The organism is Streptomyces subrutilus, from assembly GCF_001746425.1.
GTDB classification, from domain to species: Bacteria; Actinomycetota; Actinomycetes; order Streptomycetales; family Streptomycetaceae; genus Streptomyces; species Streptomyces subrutilus_A.
This window is the reverse complement of the sequence record NZ_MEHK01000001.1, coordinates 6,150,914-6,172,751: the sequence shown is the minus strand read 5'-3', so window position 1 is coordinate 6,172,751 and position 21,838 is coordinate 6,150,914. Positions and strand designations below refer to the sequence as shown.

The following is a 21,838-nucleotide window of genomic DNA, read 5'->3' as shown; positions in this document are numbered from 1 at the left end:
TCTGCTCACGTCACGGCGTGGATGGTGTTCGGGTGCCTCAGGCGGGGACTGCGGTGCTCGGGTGCACCGTGGGCCGGCAGTCCTGCAGGTCGACGGGCCGGCCCATCGCGACGGCGATCTTCCGCTCGCCGCTGAACGGGTCGCGGCCGTGCGCGCAGAGCACGTTGTCGACCAGCATCACGTCGCCGGCCTGCCAGGGCTCGCGGACGGTGGCGGCGTCGTAGGCGGCGTTGAGGGCGTCCACGTCCTCCCGGGAGAGCGGCTCGCCGTCGCCGAAGCCGGTGTTGAACGGCAGCCCGTCCGGGCCGAACTCCTCGACCATGGCCTCCCGGATGTCCGGGTCGAGCGACCACTCGTTCCAGAAGGCCAGGTGGTTGAACCAGACCTCCTCGCCGGTGTGCGGGTGGTGGATGGTGGCCGAACGCAGCTGGCTGGTGCGCAGGTTGCCGTCCGGCTGCCACTCCCAGGCGATGCCGTTCTCCCGGCAGTACCGCTCCACGTCGGCGCGCTCCTCGGTCCCGAAGGCGGTGCGCCAGCCGAGCGAGAGGTAGTCCGAGTAGGTGCGGGTGAGCGTCCAGCCGGAGGCCCGGCCGCGCTCGGCCAGGTGGTCGGGGAGCGCGGCGAGCACCTTGCGGACGTCGGCGGTCGGCGTGGCGCCGCCCGTACCGGGGGCGGTCAGGCAGGCGAACAGCAGTCGGCCGGGGAAGGTCAGGGTGTAGCTGTTCTCGTTGTGCATCCGGATCGACTGGGCCGGCGGCAGGTCGGTGGAGGAGAAGACGCCGTTGCCGAAGTCGCTGCGCGGAGTGGCCTTCTCCCGGTACGGGGTGGGCTCGGGGATCAGCACGTCGCGGACGGCGGCGACGTCCGCGCTGTCCGCGACCGGCAGGCCGCGCAGGAAGATCGTGCCGTGCTCGTGCAGGGCGGCGGTCAGCGCGGCCTCGTTCTCCCGCAGCCACGCACAGGCCTCGGCGAGGTCCGCGGTGGCCGGCACCCGGGTGAGGGCCGGGCGGCCCGGGTTCAGCTCCCAAGTCGGCATGGCGGCGCTCACCGCTGGTCGAGGGTGGCGAGCAGGCTCGCCGGGCGGATGTCGGTCCAGTTCGCCTCGATCCAGTCGAGGCACTCCTGGCGGGTGGCCTCCCCGTGGACGGTGGTCCAGCCGGCCGGCACGTCAATCCAGACCGGCCAGAGCGAGTGCTGGTTCTCGTCGTTGATCAGGACCAGGTAGCCGGAGTTGTCGTCCTCGAAGGGGTTGCTCATGGTGGTCTCCGTAGGTTGAGAAGTGTTCCGGGGTGTGATTCGAAGGTATGGGCGGCGCGCGGGCGTCTGCGGCACAAGCGGCGGCAGGTCAGCGGCAGTTGCGGCGCCACCGGAGGCGTCCGGCTGCCGCCTCGGTGCCGCGCCGCCGCGCCCGGGGGCGGCCGGTCAGCGGGGGGTGAGGCGCACCGGGAAGTGGTCCAGGCCGAAGTTGATGATCGAGCTGTTGTAGCGGACCGGCCCGGTCGGCTCGATGAGGGCCGCCTTCTCCAGGGTGGCGGAGTACAGCGCGCTCAACTCGGCCTTGGCCAGGGGGGCTCCGATGCAATAGTGGGCGCCCAGGCCCAGCGCGAGGTGCTTGTTGGGCGAGCGGTCGAGCCGGATCTCCTCGGGCTGGTCGAAGGCCTCCGGATCCCGGTCGGCGGACCACACCCAGACCGCGACCCGGTCGCCCCGGCGGATCTGCCGTCCGCCGAGCTCGACGTCCCGGGTGGCGGTGCGCAGCGTGTGGAGGCCCACCGACGTCCAGCGCAGGAGCTCGTCCACGGCGGAGTCCATGGACACCTCTCCCCGCTGCAACTGCTGCCACAGGTCGGGCCGTTGGACCAGGGTGTGCAGGCCCATGGCCGCCGTGTGGCGGACCGTCTGGACCCCGCCGACCACGATGTTGTCCAGGTTGAGCACCACGTCCTCGATCGGCAGCAGCCGCCCGCCGACCTTGTACGTGGCCATCATGGAGATCAGGTCGTCGCGCGGGTCGGAGCGGCGCAGCATGACCTGGTGCAGCAGGTAGGGGATCAGCTGCTGGTGCCCGGCGCGGCGCTCCTCCGGCGTACGGCCGAGGAAGGCCACGTCGCAGACCCGGACCACCATGTCGCGGTCCTTCTCCGGAACGTCCAGCAGGTCGCACATGACCGCGAGCGGCAGCGCGGAGACCACGTCGACCAGGTCCACCTCGCCCTGCTCGACGGCCCGGTCGAAGAGCTCGCCGGCCCGTTCGGCGATGGAGCGGGCGGCGCCGCGCACCCCGCCCTTGGAGAAGAAGGGGTTGGCCGGTGCGCGCAGGTCGCGGTGGCGGGGCGGGTCGGTGAGGGCCATCATCCGGCCCGAGCCGACCGGCACCTTGCCCTCTCCGGAGCCGAGCAGCGAGCCGGACTCCGAGCTGAACACGGCCGCGTTGCGCAGCACGTCCGCCGACTCCCGGTAGGTGAGCACCGACCAGACCGGGCCGTCGTCGACGGTGTCGGTGAGGTGTACGGGCGCCTCGCGGCGCATCTCGGCGATCAGGGCCGGGGTGTCGGGCCGGGCCCACAGGTCGGGGTCGGTGAGGTCGACGGTGCCGGGGGCCGTGGCGAGGGCGGTGGTGGCGGTGGCGGTGGCGGTGGCGGTGGCGGTGGTCAGCATGACTGCTCCGTGGGCGTGTGGTGGGACGGGGCGGGTGCCTGGCGGTCCGCCAGGAGCGCGGTCAGGAGGGCGACCGGCCCGGGCCGGTCGACGGTGGCGAGGAGGTGGCCGCCGGGGACGACGCCGTGGCCGAAGGCGCCACGGGTGTGGTCGGCCCAACCGGTGAGGCCGGTGGTGGCGAGCATCGGGTCATCCGCGCCGGCCAGGGCGTGGATCGCGGAACCGATCGGCGCGTGCGGACGGTGCCGGTAGGTGGCGCTGACGGCGAGGTCGGTACGGATGGCCGCCAGGGCCAGCTCGGCCAGGCCCGGATCGGAGCCGACCACCTCCTCCAGGCCGGTGAGCCTGAGGAGAGCGGGGGCGTCCAGGTCCCTGGACGTGCGCCCGGCCCACTCGGCGGGGCACGGCGCTCCGGCGACGACCACCAGCTCGGGGCGGCGGTCGGCGGGCAGGGCGCGGGCCACCTCGTAGGCGAGCAGCGCGCCGAGGCTCTGGCCGTAGAAGGCGAACCGACCGCCGTCGCCGCCGGTCAGGTGCGGGGTCAGCGCCTCGGCGACGGCGGCGGTCAAGGCGGCGAAGTCCGGTGGCATCGGGTGCCGGCCGCGGCCGCCCCGGGCCGGCGGGCGCACCGACCAGACCTCGGCGACGGGCGCCAGGGCGCGGGCCAGCGGGGTGAAGGCGGGGGCGTCACCGCCGGCGTGCGGGAAGCAGAACAGCCGGACGGGGCGGTGGGGTTGGGGGGCGGGGACCAGGAGCCAGTCGCCCTCGGTCCGGGGGCGGGCGGTCCTCGCGGCGGGTGCGCTGGGCGCGGCGGTCAGGGCGGTCGCGGTGGTCGCGGCGGTCGCGGTGGGCGCAGTGGTCATCGGACGGCCTCCCGGCGGGCGGTGAGCGCGGGGCGGACGGCAGAGGGTCCGGCCGCGGCGGCGCGCCGGACGGCCGAGGTGAAGCCGGCCAGGTCGGCGGCGTCCAGCAGGTCGCGGAGCTGGAGCTCGACGTTGAGCTTGCGGCGCAGCAGGTGGACGACGCGCAGGGCGGCGAGCGAGTGCCCGCCGAGGCCGAGGAAGCTGTCGGTCGGCTCGACGCCGGGCACACCGAGCACGGTGCGCCAGACCTCGGCGACCTGCTCCTCCACCCCGCCCCGCGCGTCCGACCCGGCGGCCGCGCCGGGTGCGGCGGCCTGCGCCGCCGGGGCGGGCAGGGCACGGTGGTCGACCTTGCCGTTGGGGGTGAGCGGCAGGGCGTCCAGTACGGTCACGGTGGACGGCACCAGATGGGCGGGCAGGGTGCGGCGCAGCTCGGCCAGCAGGTCGGCGGGGCGGACGGCGCCGGTGACGTAGCCGGCCAGCCGGTGGTCCCCCGGCGCGGCCTCGTGGACGGCGACCGCGGCCGCGCCCACCCCGGGCAGGGAGCCCAGCGCGTGCTCGACCTCGCCCGGTTCCACCCGGAAACCGCGCAGCTTGACCTGGCGGTCCGCCCGGCCCACGTACTCCAGCAGGCCCTCGGCGGAGCGCCGTGCCTGGTCGCCGGTGCGGTACATCCGGGCGCCGGGCTCCGGTGCGAAGGGGTCCGCGACGAACCGGCCCGCGGTCAGGCCCGGGTGGCCCGGGTAGCCGTGCGCCAGGCCGGGCCCGGCCAGGTACAGCTCGCCGACCGCGCCGACGGCCGTGACGGGGGTGAGCCGGGCGTCGAGCAGGTGGACGCGGACGCCGGGCAGCGGCTCGCCCAGGTGCGGGCCGGGGCCGGTGACCGGGGTGGTGATCGCGTCGACGGTGCACTCGGTGGGCCCGTACAGGTTGAGCGCGTCGATACCGGCGTCGGCCAGTTCGCGCCAGGTCCGGGCGGGCACGGGTTCACCGCCCATGAACAGCCGCGGGACACGGGCGCCGGCCAGCGGCTCGCGGAGCAGCTGCCAGTGCGAGGGGGTGAGGTCGAGGTCGGTGACGCCGTGCTCGGCGAGCAGGTGCGCAAGGCGGGCCGGTTCGGCCCGCGTGGCGTCGTCGATCACCACGAGGGTGTCGCCCCGGCAGATCCGGATCCACTGCTGGACGGAGGCGTCGAAGGAGACGCTGGCGTTCCACGCCACGATGCCCGGCTCGGGGCGGTAGGCGCCGCTGAGTTCCAGGGCCGCGGCGAGATCGGCGACGGCGCCGTTCGGGACCTCCACGCCCTTGGGGCGGCCGGTGGAACCGGAGGTGTAGATGACGTAGGCGGAGTCGAGCGGGTCCGGGTCGAACCCGCCCGTCGCCCCGCCGCTGTCGGGTTCCGGTGCGTCGGCGTCCGGGCGGACCACCGCGACCCCGGCCGGTACGGGCGGCGCGGCGTCGGCGCTGACCACGGCGGCGAGGCGGGCGTCGGCGGCCATGAAGGCGATCCGTTCGGCCGGGTAGGCCGGATCGAGCGGGACGTACGCGGCGCCGGCCCGCCAGACGGCGAGCAGCGCGACCGGCAGGTCGCGGGTGCGGCCGAGATGCACCCCGACCCGGTCCCCCCGCCGCACACCCCGCGCCCGCAGGGCCCGGGCCAGAGCGGCGGTACGGCGGTCCAGCCCGGCGAAGTCGAGACCCCCGTCGACGGCATGCACGGCGGGCCGCCCGGGGTGCAGCGCGACGGCGTCGGCCAGACGGGCCAGCAGGCCGGGGGCGGCGGCGGGAGGCGGGGTGGTGGCGGTGACGGTGGTCGGCTCGGCAGAGGTGGTCATGCGAGGCACTCCTGGGTGGTCGGTAGGTAGGTAGGTAGGGGATGGACGGGATGGACGGGATGGACGGAGGAATGAAGGGATGGATCACGCTGTACGGCGGTACGGGCCCCGCCGGGGCCTGCGGTCCGGGCGCCGGTCCCCGGGGCCGGCCTGACGGGCCGCCCCCGGGGCCCCGGGGGCGGGCGCCGGCCCCGGGACCGGCCGCCGTCCGGCCGTCCCGGGCCCCCCGGGGGCGGGCGACCCCCAGTAGGGGCCCGGCCCGGAACGGCCGAGCCGGCCCCCCGCCCGGGACGGGCAGGACATGACTCCCGCCGGGGCGGCCTGCGGTCCCGCCCAAGACCGGCGGCCCGAACGGAACCGCCAGGGTCTGGACCAACACGGGCCGTGCACCCAACGGCCGACGCTTCCGGCGCCCGAGCGGCTCCGGCACCACCCGCCGCAGCGGCAGTCGGGGCCTCGCCGCGTTGCCCGGTCGGGCCCCGCTCCCCGAACCCGCCGGGCCGGCAGCCGGATTCGGTACCGCCCGAGGCAGAACCGGTCCGGCTCCTGCGCGTGCCGACCGGGCGTCGCCCCGGCGCGAGCCCGGCGGTACGTGGCCCCAACATGGGCCCGCACCCCGGCCAACGGCCGACAGGGCCGACGCCCGGACGGACCCGCCGCAGCCGGCCTGCCGTCCCACCCGAGCCCTCCGGCCCCGTTCGGGGCCGGACCAGGCGTCGCCTCAGCCAGGCTTCGCACCCCGAACCGCCCGAACTCGCGGCCAAGTTCGGCCACGCCCGCCGGCAGGGCAGCGGCGGAGCCGGTCCGGCGCTGCGGGGCGCATGCCCGGACGGAGCCGCCCAGGCCTTGGCCCCGGTCCGTCCGCTTCTCGGGGGCGACAGGCGGCGCGTGGTTCTGGGGCGACGTGTCGGCCGACGGTGCCGGGACCGGGTCGGCGGCGGGCGGGGAGCGCCGGGCCCGCCCCGTACGGGAACGGCTCAGGCGTCGGATGCCAGGCGGGCCAGCGCAGTCGCGTAGGCCTCGATGAACTCCTCCGCCGCGGCGTCGTCCACCAGCGCGCGCTGGTGGTCCACGGCGAGCAGCACGCGCTGCGACACCGGGTCCTGGATCAGCGAGGCGCCGAACGCGAAGCTGTTGGGCTCGTGCCGCAGGGTCGGCTCGCAGCCGATCCGGCCGTCCTCGATGCGGGCGGCGCTGAGCCGGCCCAGCGCGTGGAACCTCAGGTAGCCGAACTGGCTGTCGAGCGCGGTGTCGGCCATCATCCGGGCCAGCCGGGCGAACGGAACCCGCCGGTGCGGCATCATGTCCAGCTCCTCGCGGTGCACGTGGCGCACCAGCGCGGCCAGGTCCTCCTCGTCCGGCTCCACGACCAGCGGGACGGTGTTGAGGAACAGCCCGTACACCTCGGTTCCGCCGAGCCGTTCCAGCCGGCCGTTCATGGCCAGACCCGTGGTGACCCGGCGGCGCCCGGTGATGCGGGCCAGGGCGTACAGGTGGGCGGCGAGCGCGACCGACTTGACCGGTACGGCGAGCGCGTCGGCGACCGCCCGCAGCTGCCCCGGGGCGTCGGGCAGCACCCGCTCCACCGTGCGCGGCAGCTCGTGGACGTCCTCGCTGCCGGGCCACAGCTGGCCGGTGGCCCCGTCGAGCCGCCGCTGCCAGTACGCCAGGGACTCCTGGTCGGCGGCGGCCGCGCGTTCCACCGCGACGAAGTCCCGGAAGGCGGTGCGCGGCGGCGGGGTCGGCGCGGAGGCCGGGTCGGCGGCGATCGCGGTGTGCCGTTCGAGGATCTCCGTGAGCAGCGAGGTGAAGCTCCAGCCGTCGAGGATGGCGTGGTGCTCGGAGATGGTGAGCTGGAAGGCGTCGTCGGCCAGCCGCTGGACGGTGATCCGGAACAGCGGCGGTGCGGCCAGGTCGAAGGGCCGGTCGCGGTGGTGCTCGAAGACGGTACGGATCCTGTCGTCCCGCGCCTGCTCCGGCGTTCCGCGCAGGTCGGCGAACTCGATCGGTACGGGCAGCGAGCCGTGCACCAGCTGGAGTGGTTCGCCGTAGCCGGAGAGGTCGAGGCCGGTGCGCAGCACGGCGTGCCGGGCCATCGCCTCCTCGACCGAGCGGTGCAGGGCGCTCTCGTCGAGGTCTCCGGTGATCCGGTAGGAGTTGACGTTGTGGTAGCTGTCGGTGCCGCCGGCGACCTCCATGTGGAAGACCATGGAGAGCTGCATCGAGACCATCGGGTAGGCGTCGACGATCCCGGCCGGCAGCTCGGCCCGGTCCTCCTCCTCGATCAGTGAGAACGGCCGCTCCGCGGCGGGGTCGGCGGCCACCGGGCGGGCCAGCGGCAGGAGTTCGGCGACGGTGGGCGCGTTGAAGACGTCCCGCAGGGTGACCTGCCAGCCCCGGTCGTGCAGGGCGCCCGCCAGCTGGACGGCGCGGATGGAGTCCCCGCCGAGGTGGAAGAAGTCGTCGTGGACGCCGATCCCGCCGACCCCGAGGACGTCCGTCCAGACGCCGGCGAACAGCTCCTCCTCCGGCGTGCGCGGCTCGACGTGCCGGCCGGCGGCCGGGGTGGGCGCGGCCCGGTCGGGGGCGGGCAGCGCGGCCCGGTCGACCTTGCCGTTGACGGTGAGCGGCAGCGCGTCCAGCACGGTGACGCCGGCCGGGATCATGTAGTCGGGCAGCGAGCGGGCGAGGAAGGCGCGCAGGTCACCGGGTTCGGCCGGGGAGCGCCCGGTGACGTACGCGGCGAGCCGGTCGTCGTGGACGGTGACCACGCAGGCGTCCACCTCGGGGTGCGCGGCGATGGCGTTCTCGATCTCGCCGAGCTCGATCCGGAAGCCGCGCAGCTTCACCTGGAAGTCCGCCCGGCCGACGTACTCCATCCCGCCGTCCGGCAGCCGCCTGGCGACGTCGCCGGTCCGGTAGAGGCGGGCGCCCGGCGGTCCGTACGGGTCGGCGACGAAACGGCCGGCGGTGAGGCCCGGGCGGCCCCAGTAGCCGTGCGCGAGGCTGCCGCCGCCGATGTACAGCTCGCCGGGGACGCCGGGGGCGCAGGGCCGCAGCCAGTCGTCGAGGACGAGCGCGGTGAGGTGCGGCATGGGTTCGCCGACGAGGCTGCGCTCGAAGCCCACGCCGCCCTCGGCGACGTCGTGGAGGGTGACGTGGACGGTGGTCTCGGTGATGCCGTAGAGGTTGCAGAGCCGGGCGGGCGGCAGCGGGTCGAGCTCGTGCCAGCGCTGGACCACGCCCGGGTCGAGCGCCTCGCCGCCGAGCATGATCCACCGCAGTGCGGGCAGGGCTCTCGGCCGGCGGCGCAGCGCCGGTTCGAGCTGCCGCAGCGCCGAGGGGGTCAGGCAGAGGTGGGTGACGCCTTCCTCCTCGAGCAGGCCGGCGAACTCCTCGGGCGAGCGGCTGGTGAGGTGCGGTACGACGACCAGCCGGGCGCCGTGGAGCAGAGCGCCCCAGAGCTCCCAGACGGTCCAGTCGAAGGCGTAGCTGTGGAACAGCGTCCAGACGGTCTCCGGGCCGAATCCGAAGTGGTCCCGGCCGGAGTCGAGGAGGCGGCTCACGTGCTCGTGGGCCACGGCGACGCCCTTGGGCCGTCCGGTGGAGCCGGAGGTGAAGATGAGGTAGGCGAGGTCGCCGGGGCGGCCGGCGGCGGGGGGCCGGACGGCCGGGTGGGCGGCGATCTCCGCGGCCCGGGCGGCGAGGTCGAGGGTCTGCCAGGGGCCGTCGGGGGCGCGGTCGGGCCGGTCGGTGAGGACCACCGTGACGGCGGTGTCGCCGAAGACCAGGGCCGCCCGCTCGGCGGGGGCCGCGAGGTCGACCGGTACGTAGGCGGCGCCGGTCTTGAGCACGGCCAGGATCGCGGCCGGCACGGCGGCGGTGCGCTCCAGCAGCAGCCCGACCCGGTCGCCGGGGCGCACCCCGCGGGCGAGCAGGGCGTGGGCCAGCCGGTTGGCACGGCGGTCGAGTTCGGCGTAGCCGAGGGTGCCGTTCCGGTCGCTGACGGCGGGCCGGTCGCCGTGGGCGTCGGCGGCCCGTTCGAAGAGGTGGTGCAGGCAGTGGCCCGGGTCGAGGCGGGCCGGGCGGTGCGAGGGCCCGGCGGAAGTGAGCCGGAGCACGGTGGCGTCCGGGTCGGCGAGGGCGGCGTCCAGCAGGGCGGCGTAGTCGGCGGCGAGGCGGCGCACGGTGCCGGCGTCGAAGAGGTCGCTGCTGTACTCGGCCTCGCCGCGCAGTTCACCGCCGTCGGCGCCTTCGAAGACGGACCAGGTGAGGTCGAACTTGCTGGTGCCGTTGGAGCGGACGGTGCGCTCGGCGGTGGCGGCGCCGAGCGCCAGCGGCGTGCGGTCCTCGGTGTGGGCGCCGAACACCACTTGGACCAGCGGCGGGTGCTGCGGGGTGCGGTCGGCGGCGAGCAGGTCGACCAGCTGGTCGAAGGGGACGTCGAGGTAGCCGAAGGCGTCGAAGGCGCTGTCCTGGAGGTCGGCGAGCAGCCCGCGGAAGGTGGCACCGGGGTCGAGCTTGACGCGCAGGGGCAGCAGGTTGACGAAGTAGCCGATCAGATCGGCGACTTCGGGCCGGTCGCGGGTGGTGACGGGGGTGCCGACGAGGAGGTCGTCGGCGCCGGTCCAGCGGCCCATCAGCAGGGCGAAGGCGGCGAGTTGGACGGTGTACGGGGTGACGCCCTCCTGTTCGGCGAGTTCCCGGACCCGGGCCGCGGCGCCGGGGGTCAGGCCGAACGGCTCGGTGGCTCCGCGCTGGCTGCGCTCGGCCGGCCGCGGCCGGTCGCCGGGCAGCTCCAGCAGGGTGGGGGCGCCGCCGAGGGTCCGCTTCCAGTGGGCGAGGTGCTCCTCGTACGAGGTGTGCTGCTCCTCCCGCGCCCAGTCGGCGTACTGGGTGGTGAGCTCCGGCAGGTCCGGGGCCCGGTGTTCGGCCGACGCGTGGTAGAACTCGGCCAGTTCGCGGTCGAAGACCTCGGCCGACCAGCCGTCCCAGATGATGTGGTGGACCACGAAGAGGAGCACGGTCCGGTCGTCGGCGAGCCGGAACGCCTCGGCGCGCAGCAGCGGGCCCGCCGTCAGGTCGAAGGGTTCGGCGGCACGTTCGGCGATCAGCTCCTCGGCGCGGTCGCCCCGCCGGGGCTCGGGGAGCTCGCGCAGGTCGCTGACGGCGAGCGGCACGGCCAGGGTGCGGTGGACGTACTGGCGCGGGCCGTCGGGGTACAGGGCGAAGGTGGTGCGCAGCGCCTCGTGCCGGGCGACCACGCCGTCGAGCGCCCGCTGGAGCAGGGCGAGGTCGAGCGGGCCGGTGACCTCGTACGTCCAGGGGGTGGTGTAGGTGGCGGCCCCGGGGTTCCACCGGTCGAGGAACCACAGGCCGCGCTGGAGGCCCGGGACGGGCGCGGTACGGAGCAGGCCGGCGGGCAGGTCGGCCGGCAGGTCGCCGGGCCGGGCGGCCGGCAGGTCGCCGGGCGGGTCCGCCGGCCGGGTGCCGGGCGGGGCGGCCGGCGACGTGGCGGGGGGGTCGGCCCGCGGGGTGGCGGGGAGGTCGGCGGACGGGCTCACGGCCTCGTTCCCTTCGGTCGGTCGGATGGGCTGGCGGGCGGGCGGGCCGGTTGTCGCGTCATCGCGGAGCCAGCCGTTCGGCGATGGCGCCGACCGTCCGGCCGCGGAAGACCGCCTGCGGCGGGACCTTGGTGCCGGTCTCCTGGGAGAGCCGCATGGCGACGCGTACGGCGGCCAGCGAATTGCCGCCGATCCGGAAGAAGTCGGCGTCCGGACCGGGCCCGTCGGCCAGCCCCAGGACGGCGCGGACGGCGTCGGCCACCAGCCGCTGCTCCGGGGTCAGCGGGTCGGTCGCGGCGGCCTCGGGGCGCTCGGCGGGGGCGGGCAGGGCCCGGCGGTCGACCTTGCCGTTCTGGTTGAGCGGGAGCGCGTCCAGCACGTCGAGCGTGGCGGGCACCATGTGCTCGGGCAGCAGCGCGGCCAGATGGTCGAGCAGTGCGTCGGGGCCGGGCGCCGGGGCTCCGCCGACGGTGGGGGCGAGGGTGACGTAGGCGGCGAGCCGCCGGTCGCCCGGGGCGGGTTCGTGGACGGCGACGGCGGCCTCCCGCACGGACGGGTGGCGGGTGAGCGCGTCCTCGATCTCCCCCGGCTCGACCCGGAAGCCGCGTACCTTCACCTGGTCGTCGATCCGGCCGGTGATCTCCAGCACCCCCTGCGCCGTCCGGTGGCCGAGGTCGCCGGTGCGGTAGAGCCGCTCGCCGGGCGCGCCGAACGGGGAGGCGACGAATCGCTCGGCGGTCAGCCCGGGCCGGCCGACGTAGCCGAGGGCGAGCCCGCCGCCGGCCGCGTACAGCTCGCCGGTGGTGCCGTCCGGGACGGGGCGCAGCCGCTCGTCGAGTACGTGGACCGCTTTGCCGTGGAGCGCGTGGCCGATGGGGATGGAGGCGCCGGCGGCGTCCTCCGCAGTGGCGCGGTGGCAGGTGGTGAGGCCGAGGCTCTCGACGGGTCCGTAGCCGTTGGCGACGACGAGGCCCGGGTACTGGTCGAGCGCCTTGCCGACATGGGTGACCGAAGCCCGCTCGCCGGCGGTGAAGGCCACCTTGAGGTCGTCGTAGGTCTCCGGGAACTCTTCCAGCAGGAAGTTGAACAGGCTCGCGGACAGCTGGAGTTGGGTGATGCCGTGGCGGCGGGTGAGGTCGGCGACGGCCTGCGGGTCGGGACGCTGGCCGGGCTGGAGCACGCACACCCCGCCGAAGGCGAGTGCGCCGTACAGCTCCAGGGCGAAGGCGTCCCAGGAGACCGGGGAGCACTGGAGCCAGACCTCGTCGGGCCCGAAGCGGGCGTAGTCCTGGCCGAGGTAGGTGGTGGTGAGGGCGCGGTGCGGGACGGCTACGCCCTTGGGGCGGCCGGTGGAGCCGGAGGTGAACATCACGCAGGCGAGGTCGGCGGCGGTGACCGCCGAACCCGGGTCGTGGCCGGGACCGGCCGCGACGGCGGCGGCCGAGGCGTCGAGGTCGAGGTGGCGGGCGACCGGGAAGGGCGGGCTCGTGTCGCGGTGGGTGATCAGCAGTGCGGCGCCGCAGTCGGCGACCGCGCCGGCCAGCCGCTCGGCCGGGAAGTCCGGGTCGAGCAGGGTGTAGGCGGCGCCTGCCTTCAGCGCGGCGAGCAGGGCGGTCACCAGGTCGGGTCCGCGCTCGACCAGGACGGCGACGGTGTCGCCGCGGCCGATGCCCAGGCCGCCGAGGTGGTGGGCGAGGCGGTTGGCCCGCTCGTTCAGGGTGCCGTAGTCGACGCGCTCCTCGCCGCTGACCAGGGCCAGGGCGTACGGGTCCCGGGCGGCCCGGTCCTCGAAGAGGGTGTGCACGGGCGCCTCGACGGCGGCGGCGAGGGTGCCGAGCCAGGCCTCGCACAGCTCGGCCATGGTGGCGGGGTCGAACAGGTCGGAGTCGTACTCGAAGCGGCCGGTGAAGTCGGTGCCGCGGTCGTCGACGGAGATGGACAGGTCGAAGCGGGAGACGGGGTTGGAGTGCAGCTCGCGGGTGACCTCGGTGCCGCCGACGGTCAGCGGGCGGGAGTCCAGCGGGTGCAGTTCCAGGAGCACCTGGCAGAGCGGGTTGCGGTCCTCGGCGCGGTCGTCGGGCCGCTCCTCCATGACGGCGCCCGCGATGGCGTCGAACGGCGCCTCCTGGTGGCGGTAGCCGTCGATGGCCACCTCGCGGACGTGCCGGACCAGATCCCGGAAGTCCATCCCCTCGTCGAGCCGGACGCGCAGGGGCAGCAGGTTGACGAAGTACCCGATCAGCGCGTCGAGTTCGGCGCGGCCGCGCACGCTCACCGGGGACCCGATCACCAGGTCGCTGCGGCCGGTGCGCCGGTGCAGGGTGAGCGCGAGCCCGGCGAGCAGCACCATGAACGGGGTCGCGTCCTCGCTGCGGGCCAGCGCCCGGACGGCCTCGGCGACCGGACGGGGCATCGCGAACCGGTGGAACGCACCTCGGAAGGCCTGGAGTTCGGGACGGGGTCGATCGGTGGGCAGCAGGGGTTCGGTGGGGGCCTCGCGCAGGTGCTCGCGCCAGTGGGCGAGTTGCCGTTCGGCCGTGCCGTCCTGGCTCTGCCAGGTGCTGTAGTCCGCGTACTGGACCGCGAGTTCGGGAAGATCGGCGGGGCGTCCGGCGGCCAGCGCCTCGTACAGGGCGGCCAGTTCGGCCTCCAGAACGGGCAGTGATCCCTCGTCCCAGACGATGTGGTGGCAGAGCAGCAGCAGGGTGGACGTCCCGCCGGTGCGGTAGAGGTGGGCGCGGACCAGCGGGCCGGTCTCCAGGTCGAAGGGCACCAGCGCGGCCTCGGCGAGCAGCCCGTCCACGGCTTCCGCGGTGGTCTCCAGGACGGAGAACGGCAGCTCCACGGCGGGGTGCACCACCTGCCGGGGGCCCTCCTCGCCCAGTTCGAAGGTGGTGCGCAGCGCTTCGTGACGCTCGACCACGCCGGCCAGGGCCAGCCGGAGCAGCTCCGGGTCGACCGGCCCGGCGAAGCGGAACACCCAGGGCACGATGTAGGTCGGCGATCCCGGGTTCCACTGGTCCAGGAACCAGAGCCCGCGCTGGAAGTGCGCGAGCGGTGCCTCGGTGGCGCCGGTCCGGTTCAGGGCGGGGCGCTCGCCGGTGTCCGAGGCGGCGGTGACCGCGGCGGCGAACTCGGCGAGGGTGGGCGCGTCGAAGATGGTGTACGGGGAGACCATCCCGAACACGTCGAAGACCCGGCCGACCACGCGCACGGCGGTGAGCGAATCCCCGCCCAGGTGGAAGAAGTTGTCGTCGGCGCCGACCTCGGGCACCCCGAGCACGTCCGCCCAGACGGCGGCGATCAGCTGCTCGGCGGGGGTGCGGGGCGGCCGCCGGCCGGCGGCCGGTGCGTCGGGCGCGGCCTGGGGCTCGGGGAGCGCCGCTCGGTCCACCTTGCCGCCGGCGGTCAGCGGGAAGGCCTCCAGCGGGGTGACGGTCGCCGGGACCATGTGCTCGGGGAGCCGCTCGGCCAGGTAGGCGCGCAGCTGCGCGGGGTCGGGGGCGCTGCCGGTCGTGTAGGCGGCGAGCCTGCCCTCGTGCGCCACCACGACGGCTCCGGCGACGTCGGGGTGGCCGGCCAGGACCAGCTCGATCTCACCGGGCTCGACGCGGAAGCCGCGGATCTTCACCTGGTGGTCCGCGCGGCCGACGAACTCCAGCGCAGCGTCCGTACCGGCCCGCCGGACCACGTCCCCGGTGCGGTACATCCGGGCGCCCGGCTCCGCCGCGAAGGGGTCCGCGACGAACCGGCCGGCCGTGAGGCCCGCGCGGCCGTGGTAGCCGGAGGCCAGCAGCGGCCCGCCCAGGTACAGCTCGCCGGACGCCCCGGGCGGCACCGGCCGCAGCCGGTCGTCCAGCACGTACGCGCGGCGTCCGCCGAGCGGGCGGCCGATGGGGACGGTGTCGCCGCCCTCCGCCGCGGCCGGGCCCGCCAGCGCGTGGACGGTGGCGGTGACCACGGTCTCGGTCGGCCCGTAGGCGTTCAGCAGCGGCACGCCGGTGGCGGCGCACCAGCCGGCCGCCGCGTCCGGCTGGAGCCGGTCGCTGCCGGAGATCATCAGACGCAGGGTGCGCGGCGGGCGGGCGTCCTCGCGCAGTGCGGCCACCACCTCCTGGAAGTAGCCGGCCGCGAGGTTGGCCACGGTCACACCCTCACTGTCCAGCAGCTCAAGCAGAGCGGCGGGCGCGAGGAGTTGCTCCTCCGGTACGACGATGCAGGCGCCGACCGAGAGGGCGGTGAGGACCTGCTCGACAGCCACGTCCACGGTCGGGCGGGCGAAGTGCAGCACCACGTCGTCCTCGGTGAGGCCGAAGCACTCGACGGCGGCGGCCAGGTGGCCCGCCAGCGCGGTGAGCGGAACGTGCACGCCCTTGGGGCGGCCGGTGGTGCCGGAGGTGTAGACGAGGTAGCCCGCGGCGGACTCGCGGCCGCGCCGGTCCGGCTCCGGCGCGCCCGCCAGTGCGGCGGGGCCGCCGGCCTCGACCGCGCCCGCCAGTGCGGCGGGGCGGTCGACCTCGACCAGCTCGCCGTCGGTGTAGGCGAGCGTGGCGCCGGCGTCCTCCCGGATCCAGCGGTTGCGCTCATCGGGCGCCTCCCGGTCCAGCGGCAGGTAGGTGGCGCCGGCGCGGAGCGCGGCGAGCAGGCCGACGACGTGGTCGACCCGGTCCCGGCCGGTGACGGCCACCGTCCGCCCGGGGGCGACCCGGGCGGCGAGGGCGCCGCTCAGCTCGTCCAGCTCCCGGTAGGCGACGGTCCGGGCGCCGAGGCGCAGGGCCGGGCGGTCCGGAAACCGGCGTGCGACGGATATGAAAGGAAGATCTCGAGATTCCATCATCCAACCCCGATGAATTAACGACGCTGCGGGTAGTGATCTCGACGATAGGTCGGCGCCGCGGGGCCGATCGGCAGAATGCGGGGAAGACCGAGGGCAGTTTCAACTGCCGGTTGACCAGGCGATTTACACCATGAAAGCAGCCCGCCGGGGCGCACGCGGGCGCCTCGACGGGCTGTGGGAAACGGCTTTTCGATTATCCGGTGACGGGAATTCCAGGGAAATCCCGCGACCATACGTCCTCCCGGTCCAGCGCGGTCGGCGCGTATTTTCCGAGCGCGCTGACCAGCAGCCGGATTTCCAGCGCGAGGCATTCGGCGAACCGGATCAGCCCGGCCTGCGGGTCCTCGGCCGCGGCGAGCAGCGCCGCCCGGCCCAGACCCACCGCGCGGGCGCCGAGCGCGAGGCTCTTCACCGCCCGGCCGCCCTCCCAGATCCGTCCGGAGACCAGCAGGCAGGGCGGCGCTCCGGCGGCCCCGAGCCGGCGCAGGCACTCCGCCAGCGGCAGGCCGACCTGGGCCGGGAAGACCCCGGGCGCCCAGCCCGTGCCGCCCTCGGCGCCGTCCACCGTGACGGCGTCCGCTCCCGCCTCGGCGGCCACCCGGGCGGCCTCGGCCACGTCCCGCCCGGGGTGCAGCTTCACCCAGACCCGGGCCCGGGGGAAGTTGTTGCGCATCAGCCGGATCTGCTGGCGCAGGATCTCCGCCGTGAAGGTGCCGGGCGTACTGGAGCGCAGCACCCGGCCGTCGCCGAAGACCTCGTCGAGCCCGTACCGGTCGCCGAGCCGGGCGGCCGCCTCCGCGTCCAGCACGGTCATCCCGCCGAGTCCGGGTTTGGCGCCCTGGCCGAGCTTCAACTCGAAGGCCAGCCGCCCCGATTCCAGCAGGGGACGCGCGGCCGGGTCGCTGTAGACGAGGTTCCACACCTCGGCGTCGGCGTCCTCGGTGGACTGCTGGACGGCGACCCCGCCCTGCCCGTCCGGCAGTTCCCCGGCGTAGGCGCGGAGGCGGCCGAGCAGCGCCCGGTCCGCCGCCTCGCCGAGCCGGCCGTAGCCGTTCACCGGGACGACGTTCTCGCCGATCACCATGGGGAGGCCGAGCGCGCCCGCCTGCCGGCTGAGCGCGAGGCCGAGATCACCGCCGGCCGCCCGGGTGGAGCCGAGCGCGGACACGTACACCGGCATGGTGGAGCTGAATCCCCCTATCTCCGTGGCCAGTTCGACATCCCGGTAGTCCGGTTCCCGACCGAGGTCGATCAGCCGGGCGAGGCGCTGCGGCATGAAGACCGGCGGGACGATCCGCAGGGCGTCGAGCGGATCCCGCTCGCCGTCCGGCTGCCGGCCGCCCCCGGGCTCCGCGCCGAACAAGACCCGGCCGTACTCGCCCGGCGGCGGGAAGGCCTCCGCCGCCCCGGCCCGGGCGCGCCGGCGGACCTCCTCCTCGGGGAAGCCGGGCGCCGAGAGGTCGCTCACGGCGACACCACTCCCGCCACCTTCGGGAAGGCCGCGGCCTGCCAGACCGCGTCCAGCCCGGCGACATACCGGGTGAGCCGCTCGACGCCGATGCCGAATCCTGCGCTGCCGGGGACGCCTTCGCGGACCAGGTCCAGGTACCAGCGGTACTTCTGCGGGTTCTCGCCGGTCTCCCGGATCCGGGTGACGATCTCCGCGTAGTCGTTGGTGCGCTGGCTGCCGCTGCACAGCTCGCCGTAGCCTTCGGCGGCGATCAGGTCGAAGTTCCGCAGCAGCCCCGGCTGTTCGGGATCCTCCCGGTCGTAGAAGCCGCGCGAGCCCTTCGGGTAGTCGGTGACGAAGAACGGCCGGTCGCGCTGGGCGGAGAGCAACGCCTCGCCCGCCCAGTCCAGTTCGGCGTCCGGGCTCTGCGGGTGACCGAGCCCCTGGAGCTCGGCGACCGCCTCCGCGTGCCGCATCCGGCCGAAGGAGCCCTTCAGCAGCTCGGTGAACGCGCCCGTGTCCCGGCCGAGTCCGGCGAACTCCTTCGGCAGCTCGCGGAGCGCGCTGTCGACCATGTGCACCACCAGCTCCTCGACCAGCCGGACCGCGTCGTCCCTGGTCGCGCCCGCCACCTCCACGTCGAGCTGGTGGAACTCGGCCAGGTGGCGGTTGGTGCCGGCGGTCTCCAGCGGCTCCAGCCGGACATTGGGGGCGATGCAGAAGATCTTGTCGAAGGCCAGCAGCGAAGCCTGCTTGTAGAGGATGGCGCTGGTCATCAGCTTGTACCGGTGACCGTAGAAGTCGACGTCGACCTGCTTGGATCCGCGCGAGCCGGGGTCGGTGACCGGCCCGATGATCGGCGGGAGCAGCTCGGTGAAGCCCTGCTCGCGCAGGAACTCGCGGGCCGCGGACAGCAGCTGGTGCTGGATCCGCAGCGCGCTGCGCGTGGTCGGGGCGGTCAGGTGGCGGCCGGGATCCGGGATCGGTGCGAAGGCCGTGGGCCCGTCGGTGGTCATCAGGGGGTGCGTCCCAACTCTCGTCGTGGCGTGGGCGTCGTGCGGGGCGGTACGGGCGTACGGGGCGGTACGGGTGTCCCGGGCGCTACGGGTGTCCCGGGCGGTACGGACACGCGAGGCGCGTCGGGGCCGGCTGCGACGGCCGGCCGGGCCTCGGCGCGGGCGTCATAGGTCCGCTGGACCTGGGAGAGCGCCGAGATCAGCCCGGCCGATCCCAGGATCGGCGGACGCGGGCCCGCGTCCGCCAGGCCGGCGATCGGCATCGACCCGACACTCGACCAGAGCAGCCGGCCGTCGGGCGCCAGCGAGGTCCGGGCTCGGCCGGCGTTGTCGGGGTGCAGGCAGTAGGGCACGTCCAGGTAGCCCGCGGCGAAGGCCCGGACCAGCGCCCGGCCGATGTCGGCGTCCAGCTCCAGCACGGCGCCGATCAGCGCCCGCGCCTCCGCCTCGATACCGGTGTCCTGGACCTGCGCGCCGGGAACGGCGGCCAGCCCCCGGGCGGCGCGCTCGTCGGCCGCGGCGGCCGCGGCCGTCTCCAGCGCCCGTACGTTCTCGCCCACGGTCGGGATCCGGTGCGCCTCGGCGGTGGTCTTGACGATGAGCCGGGCCGCGCCCGCCCTCACCGCCAGCCGTGCCGCGTCCTCCAGCAGCAGCCGGGCCCCGCCGGGCGAGCGCGGGAAGACGCCCATGTAGGCGTAGAGGACGAGGTGGTGGTCGGTGTCCGGCAGCAGTTCGCCGGCCAGCCGCCCGAGCACGGCGAGCGCCTCCTCGTCCTGGCGCGGATCGGCCTGCTGGGCGTAGCTGAGCGAGAGGGAGCGAAGTCCGTGCTGCCGGAAGAACAGGGCCTCCAGCACGCTGAGCGCGACCAGCAGGCTCGGCGGGCAGAGCTGTCCCATCAGACAGCCGCCGAAGGTCTCCAGATGCGGTTCCGCGCCGAACTCCGCGGCGGAGAGCAGCAGTTCGCAGCTGCGCTGCCAGCTGACGACCGCCTCGCGCAGCGGCGTCCGGCTGTACGGCAGGCAGTACGAGACCGGTCCGCCCTCGGTGGCGTCCAGGCCGAGCGCCAGCAGCGCGCGGACGATGTGCTCCGGCGTCGCCGAACCGTGCCGGACCTGCACCGGGAAGCGCGCGTCCGCGACGCCCCGCAGCACCGCGCGGGTGGTGTCCGCGGAGTGGGCGGCGATCGGGTAGCCGTTCAGGCCGACTCCCTCGGCGAGCGCGCGCCGGGCGGCCGCGAAATCGCCGGTGCGCGTGTAGCTGTCGAGGGTGATGGTGCCGACGGTGACCGCGTCCGCGTCCCGGGTGGCGAGCAGGCCGTCGCGCATCCGCAGCGGGTCGGCCATGCCCATCCTGGGCTGGACCACCAGGTCGCCGGCCGCCCGGGCCCGGGCGACGAAGGCGCCGAAACCGGCCGCGGGGGCGACGGGGGCGGCCGGGCGTGCGGCGAGGGCCTCGGCCGCGCCGCCGGAGCCGGAGCCGGTCACAGCAGCACCCCCGACCCGGCGGGCAGCGCCTTGGATCCGGCGGGCGACACCCCGGCCCCGGCGGGCAGCGCCCCGGGCGCGGCGGGCAGCGCCCCGGGTCCGGCGGACAGGGTGCCGATGAAGGAATGGAAATCCAGCACGGAGCCGCCTTCTTCGAACACCCCGTCGAAGCCCGCCGTCATCAGCTCCTGCTGCCGGGCGGGTGTGCCGGAGCCCGCGATCCCGAGCTTCCCGCCGATCACCGTCGGCGTCCGGCCCAGCTCCGGGCAGGCGCGCAACGCCGCGATCACCCGCAGCCCGTCGTGGAAGCCGTGCCCGTTGACGCTGCTCAGGACGATCAGGTCCGGCTCGATCCGGCGGCACTCGGCGACCAGCAGCTCGTCCGGCACGCACGCGCCCAGGTTAATGACCCGGTGGCCGAGCTCCTCCAGCAGCAGCTGGAGGAAGACCAGGTTCCAGGTGTGCGAGTCCGAGGCCATGGTCGTCACGACGACGTCCAGACCGCTCGGCTCGGCCTTTCCGTGCTGCTCCACGGCATGCTGCTCCACGGCGCAAACCCTCTGTGTCGGTAGGTGGTGGGAAGACCCGGGAAATGGCGGGCCTCCGGTGTCCGGGGCGCCAGGGCCGCCGGGTCTCCGGGTGTCCGGCTCGCCCGGACCGTGGACAGAACGCTAGGGAGGATCAGGACGCCGGACCGGCAGCTAGCCCGGCAGGAACCGGGCAGTATGGGCCCAGGCCGATGCTTTCGGACAGGGCTCACGCACGGGTTCTCGTACGGGGTCCTCGTACGGGCCTGCCGTACAGGGTCCTCGTACGGGCCTGTCGTACGGGCTCAGCTCGCCGCGGCCAGCGCCGGGTACGCCCCGGCCCCGCACAGGCGCCGGCACAGGTTCAGCACGGTGAACCGGACGCCGTCGCGCGCCGGGACGCTGCGGATCAGCCCGCTCGCCAGCAGCTCGTGCACCGCGGCCAGGCACTCCTGCGGCGGTCTGCCGCTCAGTTCGACGGCGTCCTCGCCCGACCAGTCCCCCGGTCTGGCCGCCAGCCGCTCCAGCAGGTCCCGCTGGCCGAGCGTCAGCCGGTCCAGCGCGGCCCCCAGCGCCGCCCCCACGTCCGCCCCGCCGCCGAACCCGGCCGGCGGCGGCCCCAGATGGAACGGTCCGTCCGCCAGCCGCGCCACCAGCTGCCGCGGCGACAGCACCGTCGACCAGCCGGCCACCAGCTCCAGCGCCCCGGGCAGGCCGTCCAACTGGCGGCAGAGCGCGGCGACGGCGGGCGCCTCCTCGGACTCCAGGCGGTAGCCGGGGCGCAGTCGGCGCAGGTGCGAGAGGAGCAACCGGACGGCGCCCACTTCGGCGAGCGCCACCGGGTCGTGGTCGAGTTCCGGCCCGGGGGTGGGCAGCGGGGCCAGCGGGATCACCTGCCCGCCGGCCAGCGGCTGCGGGACGCGGGCGGTGATCAGCACCCGGAGGCCGGGGCAGCGCTGGAACAGTTCGTCCAGCAGGGCCGTGTCCACGCCGGCGTCGGCGCCGTCCAGGACCAGCAGCGTGGGCCGCTCCCCGATCGCCCGGGCGAGGTCCGCCCGGCGTTCGAGTCCCGCGGCCGGGCGGCTGCCGCAGTCGATCCAGCGCACGGACCACCGGGACGCGAGGTACAGCCGGCGCGCGACCTCCAGAACCAGCCGGGTCTTGCCGGCCCCGCCCAGTCCGGCCACCGTGACCAGCCGGTCGCCGTGCACGGCGAGGGCGTCGGTCAGCACCTCGGCCTCCAGCTCCCGGCCGACGATGGCGCCCCGGGCGACCGGCGGCGCGGTCGGCTCGTCGCTCGGCTCCTCGACGAGGGCCTGCCGGCGCGCGGCCGCCTCGAAGTCCGAGCGGCTGCGGCCCTCCAGCCGCAGCGCGTCGGCCAGCAGCCGGACCGTCTCCTGCCGGGGGCGCTGCACCCGCCCGCTCTCCATGTCACGGATCGCCCGGACGCTGAGGGTCGCGTGGTCGGCGAGCACCTGCTGGGTCAGCCCGACCCGTTCACGCCGGATCCTGAGCAGCTCTCCGAAGCCCGCCGTCGAGTGCAGCAACTGAACACCGTGCATGCCCGTCCACCTTCCGTGGGTTGGCCAACTACCGGGGACCGG

12 protein-coding genes are annotated in these 21,838 nt (G+C 75.4%); all 12 read right to left on the bottom strand.

Going from position 1 to position 21,838, the window contains the following annotated elements; genetic code table 11:
- Positions 1-37: 37 nt before the first annotated feature.
- Positions 38-1,036 carry a TauD/TfdA family dioxygenase gene (locus BGK67_RS28455; protein WP_069922751.1) on the bottom strand — a complete coding sequence of 333 codons (999 nt, stop codon included), beginning with the start codon at positions 1,034-1,036 and terminating at the stop codon, positions 38-40.
- Between the two features lie 8 nt (positions 1,037-1,044).
- The gene (locus BGK67_RS28450; RefSeq protein ID WP_069922750.1) at positions 1,045-1,257 is read right to left on the bottom strand and encodes an MbtH family protein; all 213 of its coding nucleotides are present in this window, start codon (positions 1,255-1,257) and stop codon (positions 1,045-1,047) included.
- Positions 1,258-1,422: 165 nt separating this feature from the next.
- Positions 1,423-2,658, bottom strand: a complete 1,236-nt coding sequence (locus BGK67_RS28445) for a cytochrome P450 (RefSeq protein WP_069922749.1) — start codon at positions 2,656-2,658, stop codon at positions 1,423-1,425.
- Entirely contained in the window at positions 2,652-3,521 is an 870-nt protein-coding gene (locus tag BGK67_RS28440) for a thioesterase II family protein (protein ID WP_244291332.1), read from the bottom strand. The genes BGK67_RS28445 and BGK67_RS28440 overlap by 7 nt, the downstream gene beginning before the upstream one ends.
- Positions 3,518-5,356, bottom strand: a complete 1,839-nt coding sequence (locus BGK67_RS28435; RefSeq protein WP_069922748.1) for a non-ribosomal peptide synthetase — start codon at positions 5,354-5,356, stop codon at positions 3,518-3,520. Before BGK67_RS28435 ends, BGK67_RS28440 begins: the two co-directional genes overlap by 4 nt.
- Before the next feature lie 977 nt (positions 5,357-6,333).
- On the bottom strand, positions 6,334-10,920 hold the full coding sequence (locus BGK67_RS28430) for a non-ribosomal peptide synthetase (protein ID WP_079154416.1): 4,587 nt from the start codon (positions 10,918-10,920) through the stop codon (positions 6,334-6,336).
- Positions 10,921-10,978: 58 nt separating this feature from the next.
- Positions 10,979-15,754, bottom strand: coding sequence for a non-ribosomal peptide synthetase (locus BGK67_RS28425; protein ID WP_069922747.1), 4,776 nt, complete (start codon positions 15,752-15,754; stop codon positions 10,979-10,981).
- A 196-nt stretch (positions 15,755-15,950) separates the two neighbouring features.
- A complete protein-coding gene (locus BGK67_RS28420) occupies positions 15,951-17,225 on the bottom strand; it encodes a glutamate synthase-related protein (RefSeq protein WP_069922746.1) in 1,275 nt (424 codons plus the stop codon).
- A complete protein-coding gene (locus BGK67_RS28415; protein ID WP_069922745.1) occupies positions 17,222-18,223 on the bottom strand; it encodes an asparagine synthetase A in 1,002 nt (333 codons plus the stop codon). Before BGK67_RS28415 ends, BGK67_RS28420 begins: the two co-directional genes overlap by 4 nt.
- Positions 18,223-19,707: a methylaspartate mutase gene (locus tag BGK67_RS28410; RefSeq protein WP_069922744.1), complete on the bottom strand. Its 1,485-nt coding sequence runs from the start codon at positions 19,705-19,707 to the stop codon at positions 18,223-18,225. Before BGK67_RS28410 ends, BGK67_RS28415 begins: the two co-directional genes overlap by 1 nt.
- Positions 19,704-20,255 carry a cobalamin B12-binding domain-containing protein gene (locus tag BGK67_RS28405; RefSeq protein WP_279628714.1) on the bottom strand — a complete coding sequence of 184 codons (552 nt, stop codon included), beginning with the start codon at positions 20,253-20,255 and terminating at the stop codon, positions 19,704-19,706. Before BGK67_RS28405 ends, BGK67_RS28410 begins: the two co-directional genes overlap by 4 nt.
- Before the next feature lie 284 nt (positions 20,256-20,539).
- Positions 20,540-21,796, bottom strand: coding sequence for a helix-turn-helix domain-containing protein (locus BGK67_RS28400; protein WP_069922742.1), 1,257 nt, complete (start codon positions 21,794-21,796; stop codon positions 20,540-20,542).
- Positions 21,797-21,838: the final 42 nt, after the last annotated feature.

Bases quoted from the DNA above. Each gene is read 5' to 3' on its own strand.
- BGK67_RS28455 (WP_069922751.1), bottom strand. From the start codon at position 1,036: ATGCCGACTTGGGAGCTGAACCCGGGCCGCCCGGCCCTCACCCGGGTG.
- BGK67_RS28450 (WP_069922750.1), bottom strand. From the start codon at position 1,257: ATGAGCAACCCCTTCGAGGACGACAACTCCGGCTACCTGGTCCTGATC.
- BGK67_RS28445 (WP_069922749.1), bottom strand. From the start codon at position 2,658: ATGCTGACCACCGCCACCGCCACCGCCACCGCCACCGCCACCACCGCC.
- BGK67_RS28440 (WP_244291332.1), bottom strand. From the start codon at position 3,521: ATGACCACTGCGCCCACCGCGACCGCCGCGACCACCGCGACCGCCCTG.
- BGK67_RS28435 (WP_069922748.1), bottom strand. From the start codon at position 5,356: ATGACCACCTCTGCCGAGCCGACCACCGTCACCGCCACCACCCCGCCT.
- BGK67_RS28425 (WP_069922747.1), bottom strand. From the start codon at position 15,754: ATGGAATCTCGAGATCTTCCTTTCATATCCGTCGCACGCCGGTTTCCG.
- BGK67_RS28415 (WP_069922745.1), bottom strand. From the start codon at position 18,223: ATGACCACCGACGGGCCCACGGCCTTCGCACCGATCCCGGATCCCGGC.
- BGK67_RS28400 (WP_069922742.1), bottom strand. From the start codon at position 21,796: ATGCACGGTGTTCAGTTGCTGCACTCGACGGCGGGCTTCGGAGAGCTG.